This is a genomic window from Streptomyces sp. NPDC096046 (assembly GCF_040303285.1).
Lineage (GTDB): Bacteria > Actinomycetota > Actinomycetes > Streptomycetales > Streptomycetaceae > Streptomyces.
Genome location: NZ_JBEOSZ010000046.1, coordinates 35403 through 53947, shown reverse-complemented (window position 1 = coordinate 53947; position 18545 = coordinate 35403). Strand labels below are relative to the sequence as shown.

At 72.1% G+C, this 18545-nt stretch carries 17 protein-coding genes; 8 read left to right on the top strand and 9 right to left on the bottom strand.

Annotated features, from left to right (window positions below; genetic code table 11):
• Positions 1 to 233: 233 nt before the first annotated feature.
• The 4 genes from ABTX62_RS30305 (at position 234) to ABTX62_RS30290 (ending at position 5435) form a co-directional block, all read left to right on the top strand.
• Complete coding sequence (locus ABTX62_RS30305) at positions 234 to 1400, top strand: SUKH-4 family immunity protein (protein ID WP_352119167.1); 1167 nt, start codon at positions 234 to 236, stop codon at positions 1398 to 1400.
• A 373-nt stretch (positions 1401 to 1773) separates the two neighbouring features.
• On the top strand, positions 1774 to 3573 hold the full coding sequence (locus ABTX62_RS30300) for a DEAD/DEAH box helicase (protein ID WP_352119166.1): 1800 nt from the start codon (positions 1774 to 1776) through the stop codon (positions 3571 to 3573).
• Positions 3574 to 3909: 336 nt separating this feature from the next.
• Complete coding sequence (locus tag ABTX62_RS30295; RefSeq protein WP_283972987.1) at positions 3910 to 4551, top strand: IclR family transcriptional regulator; 642 nt, start codon at positions 3910 to 3912, stop codon at positions 4549 to 4551.
• Positions 4552 to 4643: 92 nt separating this feature from the next.
• Positions 4644 to 5435, top strand: coding sequence for a S16 family serine protease (locus ABTX62_RS30290; protein WP_352119165.1), 792 nt, complete (start codon positions 4644 to 4646; stop codon positions 5433 to 5435).
• A 180-nt stretch (positions 5436 to 5615) separates the two neighbouring features.
• On the opposite strand, the gene ABTX62_RS30285 is transcribed toward ABTX62_RS30290, so the two are convergent.
• Genes ABTX62_RS30285 through ABTX62_RS30260 form a run of 6 tightly spaced genes read right to left on the bottom strand, consistent with a single transcriptional unit; the run spans position 5616 to position 10396 of the window.
• Positions 5616 to 6191 carry an ArsR/SmtB family transcription factor gene (locus ABTX62_RS30285; protein ID WP_352119164.1) on the bottom strand — a complete coding sequence of 192 codons (576 nt, stop codon included), beginning with the start codon at positions 6189 to 6191 and terminating at the stop codon, positions 5616 to 5618.
• 51 nt (positions 6192 to 6242) lie between these two features.
• Positions 6243 to 7208, bottom strand: coding sequence for a glycine betaine ABC transporter substrate-binding protein (locus tag ABTX62_RS30280; RefSeq protein WP_352119163.1), 966 nt, complete (start codon positions 7206 to 7208; stop codon positions 6243 to 6245).
• The gene (locus tag ABTX62_RS30275; RefSeq protein WP_502998038.1) at positions 7205 to 8011 is read right to left on the bottom strand and encodes an ABC transporter permease; all 807 of its coding nucleotides are present in this window, start codon (positions 8009 to 8011) and stop codon (positions 7205 to 7207) included. Before ABTX62_RS30275 ends, ABTX62_RS30280 begins: the two co-directional genes overlap by 4 nt.
• Complete coding sequence (locus ABTX62_RS30270; RefSeq protein WP_352119162.1) at positions 8008 to 9267, bottom strand: betaine/proline/choline family ABC transporter ATP-binding protein; 1260 nt, start codon at positions 9265 to 9267, stop codon at positions 8008 to 8010. Before ABTX62_RS30270 ends, ABTX62_RS30275 begins: the two co-directional genes overlap by 4 nt.
• Positions 9260 to 9907, bottom strand: coding sequence for an ABC transporter permease (locus tag ABTX62_RS30265; protein WP_352119161.1), 648 nt, complete (start codon positions 9905 to 9907; stop codon positions 9260 to 9262). Before ABTX62_RS30265 ends, ABTX62_RS30270 begins: the two co-directional genes overlap by 8 nt.
• An 18-nt stretch (positions 9908 to 9925) precedes the next feature.
• Positions 9926 to 10396, bottom strand: coding sequence for an Lrp/AsnC family transcriptional regulator (locus tag ABTX62_RS30260; protein ID WP_352119160.1), 471 nt, complete (start codon positions 10394 to 10396; stop codon positions 9926 to 9928).
• A 123-nt stretch (positions 10397 to 10519) separates the two neighbouring features.
• On the opposite strand from ABTX62_RS30260, the gene hppD reads away from it, so the two are divergent.
• Positions 10520 to 11665, top strand: coding sequence for a 4-hydroxyphenylpyruvate dioxygenase (gene hppD / locus ABTX62_RS30255; RefSeq protein WP_352119159.1), 1146 nt, complete (start codon positions 10520 to 10522; stop codon positions 11663 to 11665).
• A gap of 51 nt (positions 11666 to 11716) precedes the next feature.
• Here the strand turns inward: hppD and ABTX62_RS30250 are convergent, their stop codons facing one another.
• Complete coding sequence (locus ABTX62_RS30250; protein ID WP_352119158.1) at positions 11717 to 13147, bottom strand: tetratricopeptide repeat protein; 1431 nt, start codon at positions 13145 to 13147, stop codon at positions 11717 to 11719.
• Between the two features lie 92 nt (positions 13148 to 13239).
• Between ABTX62_RS30250 and ABTX62_RS30245 the strand changes: the two genes are divergently transcribed.
• Entirely contained in the window at positions 13240 to 14646 is a 1407-nt protein-coding gene (locus tag ABTX62_RS30245) for an FAD-binding oxidoreductase (RefSeq protein ID WP_502998037.1), read from the top strand.
• Between the two features lie 11 nt (positions 14647 to 14657).
• On the opposite strand, the gene ABTX62_RS30240 is transcribed toward ABTX62_RS30245, so the two are convergent.
• Positions 14658 to 15068 (bottom strand): SsgA family sporulation/cell division regulator, encoded by a 411-nt coding sequence (locus ABTX62_RS30240; protein ID WP_352119156.1) that lies wholly within the window; start codon positions 15066 to 15068, stop codon positions 14658 to 14660.
• Positions 15069 to 15311: 243 nt separating this feature from the next.
• On the opposite strand from ABTX62_RS30240, the gene ABTX62_RS30235 reads away from it, so the two are divergent.
• Together ABTX62_RS30235 and ABTX62_RS30230 are read left to right on the top strand one after the other, a co-directional pair.
• A complete protein-coding gene (locus ABTX62_RS30235) occupies positions 15312 to 17123 on the top strand; it encodes an RDD family protein (protein WP_352119155.1) in 1812 nt (603 codons plus the stop codon).
• Positions 17124 to 17289: 166 nt separating this feature from the next.
• Positions 17290 to 17994: an RDD family protein gene (locus tag ABTX62_RS30230; protein ID WP_352119154.1), complete on the top strand. Its 705-nt coding sequence runs from the start codon at positions 17290 to 17292 to the stop codon at positions 17992 to 17994.
• A gap of 39 nt (positions 17995 to 18033) precedes the next feature.
• Here ABTX62_RS30230 and ABTX62_RS30225 read toward each other — a convergent pair whose 3' ends face one another.
• Positions 18034 to 18312 carry a hypothetical protein gene (locus ABTX62_RS30225; protein ID WP_352119176.1) on the bottom strand — a complete coding sequence of 93 codons (279 nt, stop codon included), beginning with the start codon at positions 18310 to 18312 and terminating at the stop codon, positions 18034 to 18036.
• Positions 18313 to 18545: the final 233 nt, after the last annotated feature.

Sequence of the window (18545 nt, the reverse complement as noted above, 5' to 3'; positions counted from 1 at the left end):
ACCGACGCGACGCCGGGGATGAAAGCGATTTCGGCGGAAAGGGAACGCGCGGGGGTGCTCTGAGCGTCTTGTGAGGTGACGCGGCGTGGTCGTCGGGCGCGCGTCGCTGTTCCGGGGCGTTGTCAGTGGTGGGGCGTACTGTTCTGGGCAGTGGGGAACGGCTGCCCAGGCTGGGCCGGGCGGTCTGCCGTGCTCCGTCAGGGGGCGGTGAGCAAGCACATGCGGGGGAGCCCATGAGTATGACCGACGCCGGTTGCGCGGTGATCACCCTGACCGAGTCCGAGCTGGACCCGTGGGTGACGCACGCGTCCACGCGGCACTGGCTGACCGGCCCCGGACTGCCCTGCGACAGCGGTGTGCTGAGCTTCGCGGAGCTGAGCCGCGAAGGCCTGCGCACGGTCGCCGACTCCACGGCCGGCCCGGACGACCGTCTCTCGGCGGAGTTGCGCGAGCAGTTGGTGATAGGCGGACTGCTCGGCCCCGGCGGCCTGGAGACGGAGTCGCTCCTGCTCGACGGCGCGACGGGCGAGATCTCGACGGCGTACGTCCTGCACGACCGCCCCGGTGTGATGGACCGCCGCCCCCTGGCCCCCTCCTTGCGGACGCTGGTCCGCTTCGCGGAGGCCACGGACGAACTGGCGGGCCTGCGTGGCCAGTTCGCCTCCTACGCGGGCCGCTACGGCCCCAAGGCGGTGGCGGAGGCCTCTCAGCACCTGCTGGCGGTGTTCCGCGACGGCGCGGACGGCGAACCGGCCCCGTTCTGGAAGATGGCCGCACTGATCCGCCCCCTGTCCCTGGTGGCGGGCCGTGGCGGCACGTCCGGCCTCTCCCTGGACCTCCCGCACCGCCTCCTGGGCCAGGAGTTCGGCCCCGGCAAGGTGGCGCGCTTCGAGGACGTCGACTTCCCCGCGACCCTCACGCACGAGCCGACCCGCCGGTTCCTGCGCGAGGTGGGCCTCCCGGAGGACGCCCACGTCTTCTCCCTGGACACGGACGTCCCCCTGGCGACCCTCGCCGAGTACTACGCCGACAGCGGGATCCCGGTCCGACTCCCCGCCGGAGCCCACCGCCTGATCCGCCTGGGTCACCTGGTCGAGGACAACAGCCTGGTCGTCGACGGCGCGACGGGCGCGGTCCTCAACTGGAGCGAACCCGAGGCGACGCTGTACCCGCTCAACACGGACGTGTCGACCCTCGCCTTCACGCTCTGGCTCCTGCACCGCGAGCGCGCGATAGACGCCCAGTCGTCCCACGAGCTGACGACCGACACCTACGACCAGCTCGCCATGACGATGCTTCAGGTCCTGTCGACGGTCGACCCGACGGGTGTGACCGCGGCCGGAACGGTCCGCCACTACTGGACGGTCGCGTTCCAGGACGAGGCAGGCGGGGTGCTCTGACGGCTCTGCCGTCAGGCGTCCTGGAGCAGGTCCGGGGCGGACGGCGGACGGCGGACGGCGTACGGCGTACGGCAGGCGGTGGACGGCACACGACGGCGGACGGGCCGTAGCCTCTGCGCAACGGCGTCGACCCGGCCGAGGTGGACCAGGAGGCGGCCTTCGCGCTGGTCGTCGACGTGGCCTCCGGGGCCGAGGCGGAGGTCGGGAGGATCGCGGGGCGCTTGCGGAGGCTGTGACGTCGGTCCCACACACCGGTGACCCGGCCCGGTCCGCGCATGGGTGGGCTCGGGGCGCCGGTAGGGTGGCCCGGTTGTCATACGTAGCCGAGCCGTCAGGCTCCCTCGAACGAGCCGCCCGACCCCCAACGGAGACCGTGACTACCACCGCCGGCACCAGCACTGCCTCGCACCACCTCTCCCCGGCGTTCCCCGGCCGCGCCCCCTGGGGTACCGCCGGCAAGCTCCGCGCCTGGCAGCAGGGTGCGATGGAGAGGTACATCCAGGAGCAGCCGCGGGACTTCCTGGCGGTCGCCACCCCCGGCGCCGGCAAGACGACCTTCGCGCTGACGCTGGCCTCCTGGCTGCTCCACCACCACGTCGTGCAGCAGGTGACCGTGGTGGCCCCGACCGAGCACCTGAAGAAGCAGTGGGCCGAGGCCGCCGCCCGGATAGGGATCAAGCTCGACCCGGAGTACAGCGCCGGGCCGCTCGGCCGGGAGTACCACGGGGTCGCCGTGACGTACGCCGGTGTCGGCGTCCGGCCCATGCTGCACCGCAACCGCGTCGAGCAGCGCAAGACCCTCGTCATCCTCGACGAGATCCACCACGCCGGTGACAGCAAGTCCTGGGGCGAAGCCTGCCTGGAGGCGTTCGAGCCCGCCACCCGCCGGCTCGCGCTGACCGGTACACCCTTCCGGTCCGACACCAACCCCATCCCCTTCGTCTCGTATGAGGAGGGCAACGACGGCATCCGGCGGTCGGCGGCCGACTACACCTACGGCTACGGCAACGCGCTCGCCGACAACGTCGTCCGGCCGGTCATCTTCCTGTCCTACAGCGGCAACATGCGCTGGCGCACCAAGGCCGGTGACGAGATCGCCGCCCGGCTCGGCGAACCCATGACCAAGGACGCCGTCAGCCAGGCCTGGCGGACCGCCCTCGACCCGCGCGGTGAGTGGATGCCCTCCGTGCTGCGGGCGGCCGACCAGCGGCTGACCGAGGTCAGGAAGGCCATCCCGGACGCCGGCGCCCTCGTCATCGCCTCCGACCAGGACTCGGCGCGCGCCTATGCCAAGCTCATCCGGGACATCACCGGCAGCAAGGCCACCCTCGTGCTGTCCGACGACTCCGGCGCCTCCGAGCGAATCGACGAATTCAGCGCGAACAACGACCGGTGGATGGTCGCGGTGCGGATGGTGTCCGAGGGCGTCGACGTACCGCGCCTGGCGGTGGGCGTGTACGCCACCACCATCTCCACACCGCTCTTCTTCGCGCAGGCCGTCGGGCGTTTCGTGCGGTCCCGGCGGCGCGGCGAGACCGCCTCGGTGTTCCTGCCGACCGTGCCCGACCTGCTCTCCTTCGCCAACGAGATGGAACGCGAGCGCGACCACGTCCTCGACAAGCCCAAGAAGGGGGGCGAGGAGGACCCGTACGCCGAGTCCGAGAAGGAGATGGACGAGGCGAACCGGGAGCAGGACGAGGACACCGGCGAGCAGGAGCAGTTCTCCTTCGAGGCCCTGGAGTCCGAGGCCGTCTTCGACCGGGTCATGTACAACGGCGCCGAGTTCGGCATGCAGGCCCACCCGGGCAGTGAGGAGGAGCAGGACTACCTCGGCATCCCGGGACTGCTGGAGCCCGACCAGGTGCAGCTGCTGCTGCAGAAGCGGCAGGCCCGGCAGATCGCGCACAGCCGCAAGAAGCCGGACGAGGAAGCCGACCTGCTCGAAGTGCCGGCCGAACGGCGACCGGTGGTCTCCCACAAGGAGATGATGGAGCTGCGGCGGCAGCTCAACACAATGGTCGGCGCGTACGTCCACCAGAGCGGCAAGCCGCACGGCGTGATCCACACCGAGCTGCGGCGCGTGTGCGGGGGGCCGCCGGCGGCGGAGGCGACGGCGGGGCAGTTGAAACAGCGGATCGCCAAGGTGCAGGAGTGGGCGACCCGGATGAAGTGACGCCCCTGTGGTGTCGTCCGCGGGTTGTGTGTGGCTGGTCGCGCAGTTCCCCGCGCCCCTTCGGGGCGCGCATACCGCCCCAAACAGAAGCACTCCACACCGGGCCGTGCCCGGATTCTGGACGGAGGCTTCCGCTGAGCGAACCTGCTTCGCTACTGTCCGGCTACGCACACGCCCCGTGGCAGCGCCGCCGCGGAGCGCAGCCGTGAAGCGACGGGGTCCGGACAGGCCGGGCCGCCGGCCGATCGGCGGCCTCTGAAGCGCGTGACCGACGGGACTCGGTGACGCATCCGCTGACCGAGGGGCTGCCGACCTCACCACTAAGGAGTGGGCGTCGTGACCGCGGAGACCTCTCAGACGCTCGACCGGGGACTGCGTGTCCTCAAGCTGCTCGCCGACACGGATCACGGGCTCACCGTGACCGAGCTCTCGCTCCGGCTCGGGGTGAACCGGACCGTCGTGTACCGGTTGCTCGCCACGCTGGAACAGCACGCCCTCATACGCCGTGACCTCGGAGGACGTGCCCGGGTCGGCCTCGGGGTGCTGCGGCTGGGGCGGCAGGTTCATCCGCTGGTGCGCGAAGCCGCGATGCCGGCGCTGCGATCGCTGGCCGAGGACATCGGCGCGACGGCGCATCTGACCCTGGTCGACGGCGCGGACGCGCTCGCGGTGGCCGTCGTGGAACCGACCTGGACGGACTATCACGTCGCCTACCGGGCCGGGTTCCGCCACCCGCTGGACCGGGGCGCCGCCGGCAAGGCGATCCTCGGGGCCCGGCAGCACCCGATGGCCGGCCCCGGTTACACCCTGACCCACGGGGAGCTGGAGGCGGGCGCGTGCGGGGCGGCGGCGCCGCTGCTGGGCGTGACGGGCGTCGAGGGCAGTGTGGGCGTGGTGATGCTGGCGGAGGCGGTGCCGGAGCGGGTGGGACCGCGGGTCGTCGACGCGGCCCGGGAGGTCGCGGAGGCGCTGCGCTGACGGACGCCGCTCGGCCGCCTGGCCGGGTCGCGGAAGAGGGCCTCCGACGCCCTGACCCCGGGCGTACCGCACGCCCGCGTTAGATTGATCCTGTGTTCTCTCGCCTCACGCGCCCCCGGGCCGTCGCCGTCTGCGCCCTGCCCGTCGTGGCCCTGTTCGCCACGGCGGTGTTGGCGCCGCTGCCGTTCTCGGTGGCGCAGCCGGGGCTGACGGCGAACGTGCTGGGCGAGAACAAGGGCACGGAGGTGATCACCATCTCCGGGGCGCCGGTCCGGGACACCCGGGGCCAGCTGCGGATGACCACCATCGAGGCGACCTCCCCGGGCACCCGCGTCTCGCTCCTCGACGTCGTCGACGGCTGGTTCCGCACCGACCAGGCGGTCATGCCGCGCGACTCCGTCTACCCGAGCGGGAACAGCGTCAAGGAGATCGAGCGGTACAACGAGAAGCAGATGAAGGAGTCCCAGGACGCGGCGACGCGGGCCGCGCTGGGGTACCTCGGTCTCGACGGCAAGGACATCGAGGTCAGCCTGAAGCTCGCGGACGTGGGCGGGCCCAGTGCGGGGTTGCTGTTCTCCCTCGGGATCATCGACAAGCTCGACGGCGACGGCACGGGCGGCGATCTCACGGGCGGCCGGGTCATCGCCGGTACGGGCACGATCGACGCGACCGGCCGGGTCGGTGCGGTGGGGGGCGTCGCCCTCAAGACGCAGGCCGCGAAGCGGGACGGTGCGACGGTGTTCCTGGTGCCGAAGGCGGAGTGCGGGGACGCGCGCGCCGAGCTGCCGAAGGGCCTGCGGCTGATTCCGGTGACCACCCTCAAGGGCACGGTGAGTTCCCTGGTGGCCCTGGAGACGGGCAAGGGTTCCGTGCCGAGTTGTTAGTGGGCGGTGGCCGTTCCGGGCCGGGCGGCGAGTCTTAACCCCATTTCCACGAGGGTCCAGCCCAGACGCGTACGAAGATCGGGACGGCGCGCCGGACGGGGTCCGGCCTCGGCGCGGAGTTCGGCGGCGCGGGCGTGGTGCAGGGTGAGGTGGATGTCCGGGTGCATGGGTGATGGCCTTTCACAACGTCGTCTGACTGGGGAAGACGTGCGTGTGGACGCGTACCGTTTCGGCGTCCGGTGTGCCTTCGGGCAGAGGGCGGTAGCTCTGGATGAGGTCGTGCATCTTGCCGACCAGCTCACGTGCGAGTTCGGGAGTGAGCCGCAGACTGAAGTCGCTGAGGTCCGTGGCGCCGTCCCATTCCTCGCCCCAGTCACTCGTGTTGCCGAGCCAGGTTGCGACCTCCCGGGTGTGCACGTTGGCGAGCTCGTACCGGAACAGGGCGACGGCTCCCCGCACGGCCGGGTCCGGGTCCTTGATCAGGGTCTCGTCGAGTTGCACGCCCTGGTCGACCGCCTTCCACCATCGCTCCCGCCCCTTGCCCCGCTCCGGGTCGTCGGCGACGAAACCGTGCGCGGCGAGTTGCCGTAGGTGGTAGCTGGTCGCACCGCTCGACTCGCCGAGTTTCTCCGCCAGGCCGGAGGCCGTGGCGGGACCGCCACGGCGCAGTGCGATCAGCAGCTGCATCCGCAGGGGATGAGCCAGGCCGCGCAGGGAGCGGGCGTCGAGGAGGCGGGGAGCCGGTTCGTCGGGCATGCATGCAAAGGTAGCGTTGCAAAGCTCTCTTTGCAACTACTTCTTTGTAACTCACCCCTCCCTGACGAACCCCTCCTCCACCAGCCAGTCCAGTGCCACCTGATGGGGGTCCTCCCCGTCCACGTCCACCTTCGCGTTCAGCGTCCGCGCCACGGAGTTGTTCAGCCTCGCCGTCACCGGGTTCAGCACGTCCGCGATCGCCGGCCACTCCTTCAGCGACTTGGCGTTGATCATCGGGGCGGCGTTGTAGTTGGGGAAGAACTTCTCGTCGTCGTCCATCACCACCAGGTTCATGGACTTGATCCGCCCGTCGGTGGTGAACACCTCCCCGAACGTGCAGTTGCCCTTCGCGGTCTGGGTGTAGATGATCCCGGTGTCCATCTGCGTGATGTTCCGGGCCGGCACGTTCATGCCGTAGGCCTTCTGCATGCCCGGCAACCCGTCCGCCCGGTTCGCGAACTCGACCTCCACGCACAGCTTCACGGCCTCCGGGTCGGACTTCGCCAGCTTCGCCACGTCGGACATGGTCTTCACGTCGTACTTCTTCGCGTTCCGCTGGTTCGTCGCCAGCGCGTACGTGTTGTCCAGTTCCGAGGGCGGCAGCCAGACCAGCCCGTTGCCCGCGTCCTCCTTCTTCACGGCCTCCCACTGCGCCTGCGGGTCGGCGATCGGCTCGCTGTGCCCGAGGTAGGTGATCCAGGCCGTGCCCGTGTACTCGTATCCGGCGTCCGCGTCGCCCTTGCGCACCGCCTCGCGACTGCCGAGGGAACCCTGGATACCGGTGCGGTCGATCACGTCGGCGCCGGCCGCCTCGAACGCGATGCCCATGATCGAGCCGAGGATGAGCTGCTCGGTGAACGACTTCGACGTCACCGTCAGCTGTGCGCCCTTCAGCGGCTCACCCCGGCCGATCGAGCCCGGCTCCACGTCGTCGGTCAGCGGAGACCCGCTGGTCAGGCCGCAGCCGGCCGCCGCCAGCAGCAGACCGGCCGCCGCCAGGCACGTACGCCACCTCATGGCCGCAGCCCGCGCGGCCGCAGCAACAGTTCGGCGATCGACGCCAGCCAGTCCACCAGCAGTGCCAGCACCACCGTGAGGACCGATCCCAGCACGAGCACCGGCATCCGCTGGTTGGTGATGCCGGTCGTGATCAGGACGCCGAGGCCGCCGCCCCCGCCGAAGACCGCCAGGGTCGCCGTACCGACGTTCAGGACGAGGGCCGTGCGCACACCCGCGAGGATCAGCGGGACGGCCAGGGGGAGTTCCACCCGTGCCAGCACGCCCAGCGGGGACATGCCGATGCCCCGGGCCGCCTCCAGCAGGGTCGGGTCGTTCGCCTTCAGGCCGGTGATCGTGTTGGAGAGCACGGGCAGGATGGCGTAGGCGATGATGCCGATCAGGGCGGCCCTGCGGCCGATGCCCAGCCAGATCACCAGGAGGGCCAGCAGGCCGATCGCCGGGGTCGCCTGACCCGTGTTGGCGAAGGCCATCGCCACCGGGGTGGCCCTGCTCACCGCCGCGCGGGTCAGCAGGATGCCCAGCGGGATCGCGATGACCAGCACGAAGAACGTGGAGATCACGGTCAGTTGAACGTGCTGCCAGAGCGCCTTGCTCACCTGGCCGCCCGACAGGGCGTTGCGGGTGAGCGCGTCCAGGTCGGCCTGCTGGAACCACAGCCAGGTGGCGAGCAGCACGGCGATCAGCACGACCGGCAGGAACGTCAGCTTCTGCCAGGTGAGGCGGGCGGGCCGGCGCTCCGGTGGGGGCGCCTCAGCCTCCTTTGGAGGCTCGGAGGTCTCCACGACCTCCGTGGCGGTCACCGTTCTCCTCCCGGGCCGCTCAAGGCCGCCGGGCCCGGGGCCCCCTCCTGCTCCGCGTGCGTCTGCGAGGCCCGCAGCGACTCCAGCTCGTGCTGGTGCTCCATCGCGTCGAGCCGGTCGGCCTCCAGCATCTCGTGCACGGAGTTCATGAGGGTCTCCATGTCGACGACGCCCGTGTACTCGCCGCGCCGCCCGGTCACCGCCACCCGCCCGGCGTTGTCGGTGAGCACGGCCTCCAGGGCGTCCCGCAGGGTCGCGTCCCGGGTGACGGTGTCGTGCACCAGGGTCCCGGCGCGGGCCAGCGAGCCCCGGGCCCGCACCAGATCCCCGCGCCGCAGCCACTTGTAGGGGCGTCCGCGCCGGTCGAGCAGCAGGATCTCGTTGGTGCCGCTGGTGCGCAGCCGGTTGAAGATCTGCTGCAACGGGTCGTCGACCGTGACCGTCGGATAGTCGGTGATCTCCACGTCCCGTACCCGGGTCAGGTTCAGCCGCTTCAGCGCCGCCCCGGCCCCCACGAACCCGGACACGAAGTCGTCCGCCGGGTTGGTCAGGATCGCCTCGGGGGTGTCGAACTGCGCGATGTGCGACCGCTCGCGCAGTACGGCGATCCGGTCGCCGATCTTGATCGCCTCGTCGAAGTCGTGGGTGACGAAGACGATCGTCTTGTGCAGCTCGTGCTGCAGCCGGATCAGCTCGTCCTGGAGGTGCTCCCGGGTGATGGGGTCCACCGCCCCGAACGGCTCGTCCATCAGCAGCACCGGGGGATCGGCGGCCAGCGCCCGGGCCACGCCCACGCGCTGCTGCTGCCCGCCGGACAGCTGGCGCGGGTAGCGGCCGCGGAACTCCCCGGGGTCCAGGCCCACGAGGTCGAGCAGCTCCTCCGTCCGCTGCTTGATCCGTGCCGTGGGCCAGCCGATCATCTTCGGGACGATCCCGATGTTCTGGGAGACCGTCATGTGCGGGAAGAGCCCGGCGGACTGGATGGCGTAGCCGACCTTGCGGCGCAGCTTGACGGGGTCCATGTCGGTGACGTCCTCGCCGCCGATGCGGATGCGGCCGCCGGTCGGCTCGATCAGGCGGTTGATCATCTTGAGGGTGGTCGACTTGCCGCAGCCCGAGGGGCCGACGAACACGACGACCTCGCCCGCTTTGATCTCCATGCTCACGTTGTCCACGGCCGGCCACGCACTGCCGGGGTAGCGCTTGGTCAGGCCCTCCAGCGCGATGGACGCGCCGTGGTCACCGGTCTCAGGCACGGATCCCCCTGGGAATGGTCAGCCGTCCGAGCAGGACGTACGCGGCGTCGAACAGCAGGGCCAGGACGATGATGCCGAGCGTGCCCGCGAGGACCTGGTTGAGCGCGTTGGCGCTGCCCAGCGAGGCCAGGCCGCGGAAGATGACGTTGCCGAGACCGGGCCCGGAGGCGTACGCCGCGATGGCGGCGATGCCCATCAGCATCTGGGTGGAGACCCGGATCCCGGTCAGGATCGGCGGCCAGGCCAGCGGCAGCTCGACCCGCAGCAGCCGGGCGGGCCGGGACATGCCGATGCCCGTGGCGGCGTCCACCAGTGTCGGGTCGACGCCGCGCAGCCCGACGATCGCGTTGCGCACGACCGGCAGCAGCCCGTACAGCGTCAGCGCGATCACGGTGGGCGGCACGCCGAGGCCCACGACGGGGATGAGCAGACCGATCAGGGCGAGCGCGGGCACGGTCAGGATGGTGGCGGTCGTCGTGGTCGCGAGGTTCCCGGCCCACTCGCTGCGGTAGCCGGCGATGCCGATCAGCACCCCGAGCACGGTCGCCACGACCATGCACTGGAAGACGGCGCTCGCATGCTGGTAGGCGTCCGTGAGCAGCTGCTGGTGCCGGTTGACCAGGTACTCCCAGAAGTTCACACGCGCTCACCCCACGACTCAGGTCTCCTCCGCGGCCTGCTCCACGAGCGGGATGATCCGCAGCGGAACGGGGTTCTCCATGACGATCGCCGTGGAGGCCCGGACGATGCCATCAAAACCGACGACCCGGTCGATCACACGCTGGAGATCGGCGTTCGAGCGGGCCACGAGCCGGCAGAGCATGTCCCCGGTGCCGGTGGTGGTGTGCAGCTCCAGCACCTCCGGCACGGTCGCCAAGTGGGCCCGTACGTCGGCCCCTTGCCCCTGCCGGATCTGCAGCGTCGCGAACGCCGTGACCGGGTAGCCGAGCGCGGCCGGATCCACCTGCGGACCGAACCCCCGGATGACTCCGTTCGACTGAAGCCGGTCCAGCCGGGCCTGCGCGGTGCCGCGGGCCACACCCAGCCGCCGGGACATCTCCAGCACCCCGATCCGCGGCTCCCTGGCCAGCAGCAGGATGATCCGGCCGTCCAGTTGATCGATCGCCACAGCAGCCTCCCGGCATGGTCATCGTGTACAGAAGGGTCGCCGATACGGCCGTCCTGCTGAACAGATTGCCCAGCCAAGACGCAAACTATTGCGCACCTTGCCGGTCGGGGAGACCCTGCGGCTATGACGCAGACCACACACCACACTCCCGACACCGCCCGGCAGGCCGACCCCTTCCCGGTCAAGGGAATGGACGCGGTCGTCTTCGCCGTGGGCAACGCCAAGCAGGCGGCGCACTACTACTCCACCGCCTTCGGCATGAAGCTGGTCGCCTACTCCGGACCGGAGAACGGCAGCCGCGAGACCGCGAGCTACGTGCTGGAGAACGGCTCCGCCCGCTTCGTCCTCACCTCGGTCATCAAGCCCTCCACCGAGTGGGGCCACTTCCTCGCCAAGCACGTGGCCGAGCACGGCGACGGCGTCGTCGACCTCGCCATCGAGGTCCCGGACGCGCGCGCCGCCTACGCCTACGCCCTGGAGCACGGCGCCCGCTCGGTCGCCGAGCCGTACGAGCGGAAGGACGAGCACGGCACGGTCGTCCTGGCCGCCATCGCCACCTACGGCGAGACCCGCCACACCCTCGTCGAGCGCTCCGGTTACGACGGCCCCTACCTGCCCGGCTACGTCGCGGCCCAGCCGATGGTCGAGCCGCCCGCCCAGCGCACCTTCCAGGCCATCGACCACTGCGTCGGCAACGTCGAACTCGGCCGCATGAACGAGTGGGTCGGCTTCTACAACAAGGTCATGGGCTTCACGAACATGAAGGAGTTCGTGGGCGACGACATCGCCACCGAGTACAGCGCGCTGATGTCCAAGGTCGTCGCCGACGGCACGCTCAAGGTCAAGTTCCCGATCAACGAGCCGGCCATCGCCAAGAAGAAGTCCCAGATCGACGAGTACCTGGAGTTCTACGGCGGCGCCGGTGTGCAGCACATCGCGCTCAACACCAACGACATCGTGCAGACGGTCCGCACCATGCGCGCGGCCGGCGTCGAGTTCCTCAACACGCCCGACTCCTACTACGACACGCTCGGGGAGTGGGTCGGCGAGACCCGCGTCCCCATCGACACCCTGCGCGAACTGAAGATCCTCGCCGACCGCGACGAGGACGGCTACCTGCTGCAGATCTTCACCAAGCCGGTCCAGGACCGTCCGACCGTCTTCTTCGAGATCATCGAGCGCCACGGCTCGATGGGCTTCGGCAAGGGCAACTTCAAGGCCCTGTTCGAGGCGATCGAGCGCGAGCAGGACCGCCGCGGCAACCTGTGACCCGATCGCCCCACCGAGCTCGTGCGGGTGTCACGGGGCACCCGCACGAACTCATGGCCCGGCCATCTCCGGAACGTCCTCGTCCGGCGGCTCCCCCAGCTCCCGCGCCGCCTCCCCGGCCGCACGCGCGTGCAGGGGAGAGAAGTGCGGGTTGATCCGCAGAGCCTCCGCGAGGTGCCGGCGGGCCGCGCCATAGCGCTCCAGCTCCCGCTCGATCACGCCCCGGTGGTACATGGACACCGCGTCGCGCACCCCGCCCCCGCGTTCGGAGTCCGTCGCCGCCAGCGCGAACCACAAGGCCTCCTCCGGCTTCCCGGCCCGGTACAGCGCCCAGCCCAGCGCGTCGGCGACCTCCGTCCCGGGCTGGCGCCGCCACTCCGCCCGCAACCGCCGCACCGCCGCCCGCGGATCGCCGTGGTCGGCCTCGAACCGCCCCAGCACCAGCTCCTCGTCCGCCCCACCCGCGGCGGCGGCCCGCACCCACTGCCGCAGCAGGTCGTACTGCGCCCGGGCCGCTTCCGGCATGCCCAGCGACTCGTACAACTCGCCGAGTTCCAGGGCGTACCGCGGGCACGGCTGCCGGGCGAGGGCCACCCGGTAGGCGTTCAGGGCCTCCGCAGTCCGGCCGAGGGCCGCCAGCGCCCGGCCCTGACCCGCCTGCGCGGCCCGCTGGTCGGGGTCGAGCCGGACCGCCTCCCGGAAATGCCGCAGCGCGACCTCGAGGTCCCCGCGCTCCCAGGCCAGCTGCCCGGCCCGCTCCAGATAGGCCGCCCGCTCGGCGGGGGCCCGCGCGCCCGCCGCCGCGTCCGCCAGCGAGGCCGCCGCGTCCTCCCGCCGGCCCCGGTCCCGGTACACGGCCGCGGCCCGCGCGAGTACGGCGGGGCCGGAGCGCAGCTCGGTCAGCCGGTCCAGCGTCCGCTTGACCGCCTCGTGCTCGCCGAGCCCGGTGTAGGCGTCGATGAGCAGCGGATACGTCGTCCACCGGCGCGGCTCCAGCTTCAGCGCCGCCTCGCCCCACCGGCGCGCGGCGCGGAAGTCCCGGCGGGCGTTCGACAGCGCGGCCAGCCCGGCCAGGGCCCGGGTGTTGCGCTGCGGGCGCACGGTCAGCGACCTCCGCAGCGCGTGCTCCGCGCGCGGGTAGTACGCCGGGTCGGCCACGCGCCGCCCCTGCTCCACGTAGGCCGCCCCGAGCACCGCCCAGGACGTCGCGTCGCGCGGACGTGCCCGCACGGCCTTCTCCTGCTCGTCGATCAGCTCCGCCAGGCCGGGCAGCGCGGCCGGCACCCCGTCGGCCACCGCGGCCATGGCCAGGGCCCCGGGCGACGGCGGGGCGGGCTCGGTCGCCCGCTCCCACGGCAGCGGCACCAGCACCCCGCCCAGCACGGCACACCCCGCGACGGAGGCGATCAGCACCGGGCGGGTGAGCACACGGCGCTTCGAGTCGCTCTTCCGCCGCACCGGACCCTGCTGCCGCTTCTCCATGCCGCTCACTGTGCGTCAGTACGACGACCCCACCCGGGCAGGTGAAGGGTGCCGCCGACGGGGTTCACACCGATGGCCCCGGATGCCAACCTGTGATCATGAGCCGTATCGAAGCGCCCGGCGACGAAACGACCTCCCACCTGGCCGACCTCCTGCTCGACGGCCTCCCCGCCGAGGCGGTCCTCACCGATCCCGACGTCACGGCCTCCTACGCCCACGACATGGCGAGCTTCTGCCCGGCCGGCACCCCGGCCGTCGTCGTACTGCCCCGCACCACCGAGCAGGTGCAGCACGTGATGCGCACCGCCACCGCCCTGCGCGTCCCGGTCGTCCCGCAGGGTGCCCGCACCGGCCTGTCCGGCGCCGCCAACGCCTCCGACGGCTGCATCGTGCTCTCCCTGACGAAGATGGACCGGATCCTGGAGATCAACCCGGTCGACCGCGTCGCCGTCGTCGAACCCGGCGTGATCAACGCCGCCCTGTCCCGGGCCGTCGGCGAACACGGCCTGTACTACCCGCCGGACCCCTCCAGCTGGGAGATGTGCACCATCGGCGGCAACATCGGCACCGCCTCCGGCGGCCTGTGCTGCGTGAAGTACGGGGTGACCGCCGAGTACGTCCTCGGCCTCGACGTCGTCCTCGCCGACGGCCGCCTGATGTCCACCGGCCGCCGCACCGCCAAGGGCGTCGCCGGGTACGACCTGACCCGCCTGTTCGTCGGCTCCGAGGGCTCGCTCGGCATCGTCGTCCGGGCCGTCCTCGGGCTGCGCCCCAAGCCGCCCGCGCAGCTGGTGCTGGCCGCCGAGTTCGCCTCCGCGGCAGCCGCGTGCGACGCCGTGTGCCGCGTCATGGAGGGCGGCCACGTCCCGTCACTCCTCGAACTCATGGACCGTACGACGGTCAAGGCCGTCAACGCCATGGCGCGGATGGGCCTCCCCGAGACCACCGAGGCCCTGCTGCTGGCCGCGTTCGACACCACCGCCCCGGCCGCCGACCTGGCCGCCGTCGGCGCGCTGTGCGAGGCGGCCGGCGCCACCCGGGTCGTCCCCGCAGACGACGTGGCCGAGTCCGAACTGCTCCTCCAGGCCCGGCGGTTGTCGCTCACCGCGCTGGAGGCGGTCAAGGGCGTGACGATGATCGACGACGTGTGCGTGCCGCGCTCCCGGCTCGCCGAGATGCTCGAAGGCGTCGACCGGATCGCCGAGAAGCACCAGCTCACCATCGGTGTCGTCGCCCACGCGGGCGACGGCAACACCCATCCGACGGTCTGCTTCGACCCCGCGGACCCCGACGAGTCCCGGCGCGCCCGTGAGTCCTTCGACGAGATCATGGCGCTCGGCCTGGAACTGGGCGGCACCATCACCGGCGAGCACGGTGTCGGCGTGCTGAAGAAGGAGTGGCTGGCGCGCGAGATCGGCCCCGTGGGCATGGAGATGCAGCGGGCCGTCAAGCAGGCCTTCGACCCGCTGAACATCCTGAACCCGGGCAAGCTCTTCTGAGGCCCGGGCCCTCACTGGGCGAGCAGCTGGGCCAGCTCGTCGTCGAGGCCGAGCTGCTCACCCTCCGTCCCCGGCGGGACCACCCGCAGCGTCCTTTCCAGCCAGGCCGACACCGCCGCCGCCGGGGCCTCCAGCAGGGCGTCCCCGTCGGGTGAGCTCAGCGCCATCAGCACGACGCCGCGCCCTTCGGTCTTCGTCGGCCACACCCGCACGTCCCCCTGCCCGCAGGGCCGGAAGACGCCCTCCACCAGCAGGTCCCGGGCGAACGTCCAGTACACGGGGTGCTCGGAGTCGACGTGGAAGGTGACGTGGACGGCGTAGGGGTCGTCGGTGAGATACCCGAGCCGGGCCGGCACCGGGATCCTGTGCTCCGGCGACAGGACGAGGTTCAGCTCCAGATCCCGCTCCACCACGGTGTGCATGGCGGTGTTCCCTTCTCCTGACGGCTGCCCGTGAGGGCCGGTCAGGGGGAGAGAGCGGGCAGGGGCCGCGGCATTACGCGTCTTGCCGGAAGTTTTTTCGCAGGGGACCCCCGGAGCGGTGCCGTGCGTAGCACATCGGTGCTCGAAAGGGGCGGGTCCCGTGGGAGCGGCGCTGGGGCTTGCGCTCGTCTGGTAGATGTGGAGGCCCCCATTTGGCCCCCGAGCAGATACGGGACGACGGACATGAGCGCCCCAACCCCGGCCCCCGGTGACGACAGGCCCCGCGAAGGGTATTACCCGGACCCGTCCATTCCTGGATATGTCCGGTACTGGAACGGCGCCTCCTGGGTGCCGGGCACCAGCCGTCCGGCGCCCAAGGACGGCGAGTCGTTCGCGCCGCCGCCCGGGGCGGGCGCGGCGCGGCCCGCCCCGGTGGAGGAGACCGGCCCGCACTTCTTCGACGAGGACCCGGTCGCGGAGCCGTCCGCCGCCGACGCCCAGCACGGCAGCCGTCCCGAGCCCGCGTCCGCCTGGGGCGCCGACCGCTCCCGCCAGTCCGGCTTCGGGAGCGACCAGGACCGCCGTGTGTCGTGGGGCGCACCGCAGGGGGCACAGGGGGGCCAGGGCGGGGCCCAGCAGGGGACGGACCCGAGGGTGCCGCACGCCGACCGGCAGCCGGACGGGGAGTCGGTCCGCGCCGACGGCAAGGTCCCGGCTTCGCCCGCGCAGGGGGGATCCCCGTCGCGGGCCGGTCAGGAGCCGAACGCGGCGGCCGACGGCACGTTCGTGTTCCGCCGCCCGACGGGGAAGTCCGGGGGAGGGGCCGCCGCGGACGCCCCCGACGAGGGCACGATGACGTTCCGGGCGGTGTCTCCGCGCGCGGGAGGCTCCGGCGGTGGCGCGAAGCCGCCGGGGTCCCCGGGTGGCGGGGCCGGCGGTTCCGGGGTCAACTCCGGGGCCGCGGGCTTCGGTTCCGTGGACCCGGGCATCGGCGCGCCCGCGGGGCCGTCCGGCCCCGCCGGCCACTCCGGTGCTTCGGGCTTCGGCCCGGCGGGACCCGCCTTCGGCGGCCAGGCCGGATCGGCGGCCTCCGGTGCCACCCCGTCGGGACCCGCCTTCGGCGCGCAGGGCGGCGCGGCGGGCTCCGGCGGCAACTCCGGGAGCCCGGGCTTCGGCTCGGACGGTCCGGCCGTGCCGGGTACCGGCCAGGCGGGGCCCGCCTTCGGCGCACAGCCCGGGGCGGCCGGTTCCGGCAGCGGTCCGGCCGGGCCCGGCTTCGGCGCCGGCAAGGCCGCCGCCCAGGCCGCCGCGCAGGGAGGTGCCCAGGCCCCGGCAGCGCTGTCGGGCCCCCAGGCGGCCCCCGTCCCCCCGCAGTCCGCCGGACCCGGCAGCCCCCAGCCCGCCGCCGCCTCCCCGGCCACGCCTCTGAGCGCCGGCCTTGGCGGCGGTCAGTCCTCCTGGGCGCAGCAGGTGCACCGGCTCGCCGGAGGCGGTGGCGGGGACGAGCAGCCCGTCGCGCCCTGGAAGCCGCCGGTCGAGGACGTGTTCCAGGCGGTCGCCCGGCGCCAGGCGTCGGCCCGCCCCGCAGGACTCGGCAAGCGGCTCGCCGCCCGTCTGCTGGACACCGTCGTCCTGGCCTGCCTCACCGCCGCGGCCGCCGTCCCGCTCGGCATGAAGGCCGTGGACCACGTCAACGAGAAGATCGACGAGGCCCGGCTCTCCGGCGAGACCGTCACGGTCTGGCTGCTCGACGGCACCACGTCGGTGTACCTCGGCATCATCGTGGCCGTCCTGCTGCTCGCCGGTGTCCTCTCCGAGGTGCTGCCCACCGCCAAGTGGGGCCGCACCCTCGGCAAGAAGCTGATGGGTCTCGACGTGCGGGACATCGAGGGCCACGACGTCCCGGGCTTCGGCGCGTCCCTGCGCCGCTGGATGGTCTACAGCGTGCCCGGGCTCCTCGTCATCGGGATCGTGGGCGTCGCCTGGTGCCTCTTCGACCGGCCGTGGCGCCAGTGCTGGCACGACAAGGTCGCGCACACGTTCGTGGCGGGCTGAGCGACGCCACCATCGGACAGGCGTGACGGTGGCCGTAAGGGCGTGTGCCCCGAAGCCGTACGCCGACTCCGGGAGGGCGGTGCGGCGCGGCGGCACCAGAAAATTTCGTACCTCGGACGGCCGTCTGCCGGATGCGGAGCCGGGAGGTTCGCGGTCGACTCGGGCCATGAGCAGTGAACCGCCCCCCGGCTCCGGTCAGCGACCCCCGGAAGACGACCCGTTCAGGAAGCGGCCCCCGAGCGAGCAGCCCGGCGAGGGCGCGGGTTCGCCGTACGGCAGCGAACCCCCGCCGTCGTACCCGGGCGGTGGTCCGGGCGGCCCGGGCGGTGACCCGTACGGCGGCGGTGCGGGCGGCTTCGGAGGCGGCCCCCCCGGCGGCGGCCCCTACGGCGGCGGTCCCTCCTCCTCCGACCCCCTCGCCGGAATGCCCCCGCTCGCCGACAGTGGCAAGCGCACGCTCGCCCGCATCATCGACATGATCCTGGTGGGCGTCGTCGTCTGGCTGCTCACCTGGGGCTTCGGCGTCAACGAGTACGACGTGGACAGCGACCGCATCGAGGTCGGCAAGTCCTTCGGGCAGTCGGCGGTCGCCGCCGTCCTCTACATCGCCTACGACACCGTCATGACCACCCGGACCGGTCAGACCCTGGGCAAGAGGCTGCTGAACCTGCGAGTGGCCAACCTCGACAACGGCGCGACGCCCTCCGTGCAGACCGCGCTGATGCGCGCGGCGGTGCTGTGGATCCCCTTCGCCTTCTGCTGCGCCTGCGTCTGGACCGCGATCTCGGGTGGCTGGAGCTTCTTCGACCGCCCCTACAAGCAGGGCCTGCACGACAAGGCAGCCAAAACGGTCGTGGTCAGCACCGTGTGAGGCAGGGTGGGATCACCGCATGGTGAGGCGGGCGGGTGGTCAGGAGACCGCCCGCTCGCGCACCGGTTCCGGGGCCGGCGCGGGAACCGTGGCCCGGACCGGCTCCCGCGGCGCGGGCTGTTCCACCGCCACCGGACGCTTCCGGGGCACCGGCACCGTCAGGGCGACCAGGAGCCCGAGGACGAGTGCCGCGACGGCGATGACCGCGATCCCCGCGGCTGAACTCGTCTGTGACAGCAGCAGCATGGCGAGGGTCGAGAAGATCACGGTGCACGAACCGTAGGCGAGCTGTGCGGCAGTCGGACGGGGCATGGCCATCATGTCCTCGAAAGTGGGGGTCCACGGGGGCGTCGGCCTGGCATTACGCGGGCTTCCGGCGTTCCGCCAAGCGACATTCTCACGGGCAGGCTGCCCGACCGGAACGGACGGTAAGCGTGACCTAATCAACAGGACCGGAGCACAGGGGGCGCACGGAGTCATGGCGTCCACGTAGTGGACATATGCACGCGCCCACTGCCGGATGGGCGTCCCGTTGGCTGTCCGTAAAGCGA

Excerpts from the sequence above, each read along its gene's own strand:
- ABTX62_RS30305 (WP_352119167.1), top strand. The coding sequence starts at position 234 with ATGAGTATGACCGACGCCGGTTGCGCGGTGATCACCCTGACCGAGTCC.
- ABTX62_RS30285 (WP_352119164.1), bottom strand. The coding sequence starts at position 6,191 with ATGCCCGACGAACCGGCTCCCCGCCTCCTCGACGCCCGCTCCCTGCGC.
- ABTX62_RS30280 (WP_352119163.1), bottom strand. The coding sequence starts at position 7,208 with ATGAGGTGGCGTACGTGCCTGGCGGCGGCCGGTCTGCTGCTGGCGGCG.
- hppD (WP_352119159.1), top strand. The coding sequence starts at position 10,520 with ATGACGCAGACCACACACCACACTCCCGACACCGCCCGGCAGGCCGAC.
- ABTX62_RS30250 (WP_352119158.1), bottom strand. The coding sequence starts at position 13,147 with ATGGAGAAGCGGCAGCAGGGTCCGGTGCGGCGGAAGAGCGACTCGAAG.
- ABTX62_RS30240 (WP_352119156.1), bottom strand. The coding sequence starts at position 15,068 with ATGCACACCGTGGTGGAGCGGGATCTGGAGCTGAACCTCGTCCTGTCG.
- ABTX62_RS30235 (WP_352119155.1), top strand. The coding sequence starts at position 15,312 with ATGAGCGCCCCAACCCCGGCCCCCGGTGACGACAGGCCCCGCGAAGGG.
- ABTX62_RS30230 (WP_352119154.1), top strand. The coding sequence starts at position 17,290 with ATGAGCAGTGAACCGCCCCCCGGCTCCGGTCAGCGACCCCCGGAAGAC.
- ABTX62_RS30225 (WP_352119176.1), bottom strand. The coding sequence starts at position 18,312 with ATGGCCATGCCCCGTCCGACTGCCGCACAGCTCGCCTACGGTTCGTGC.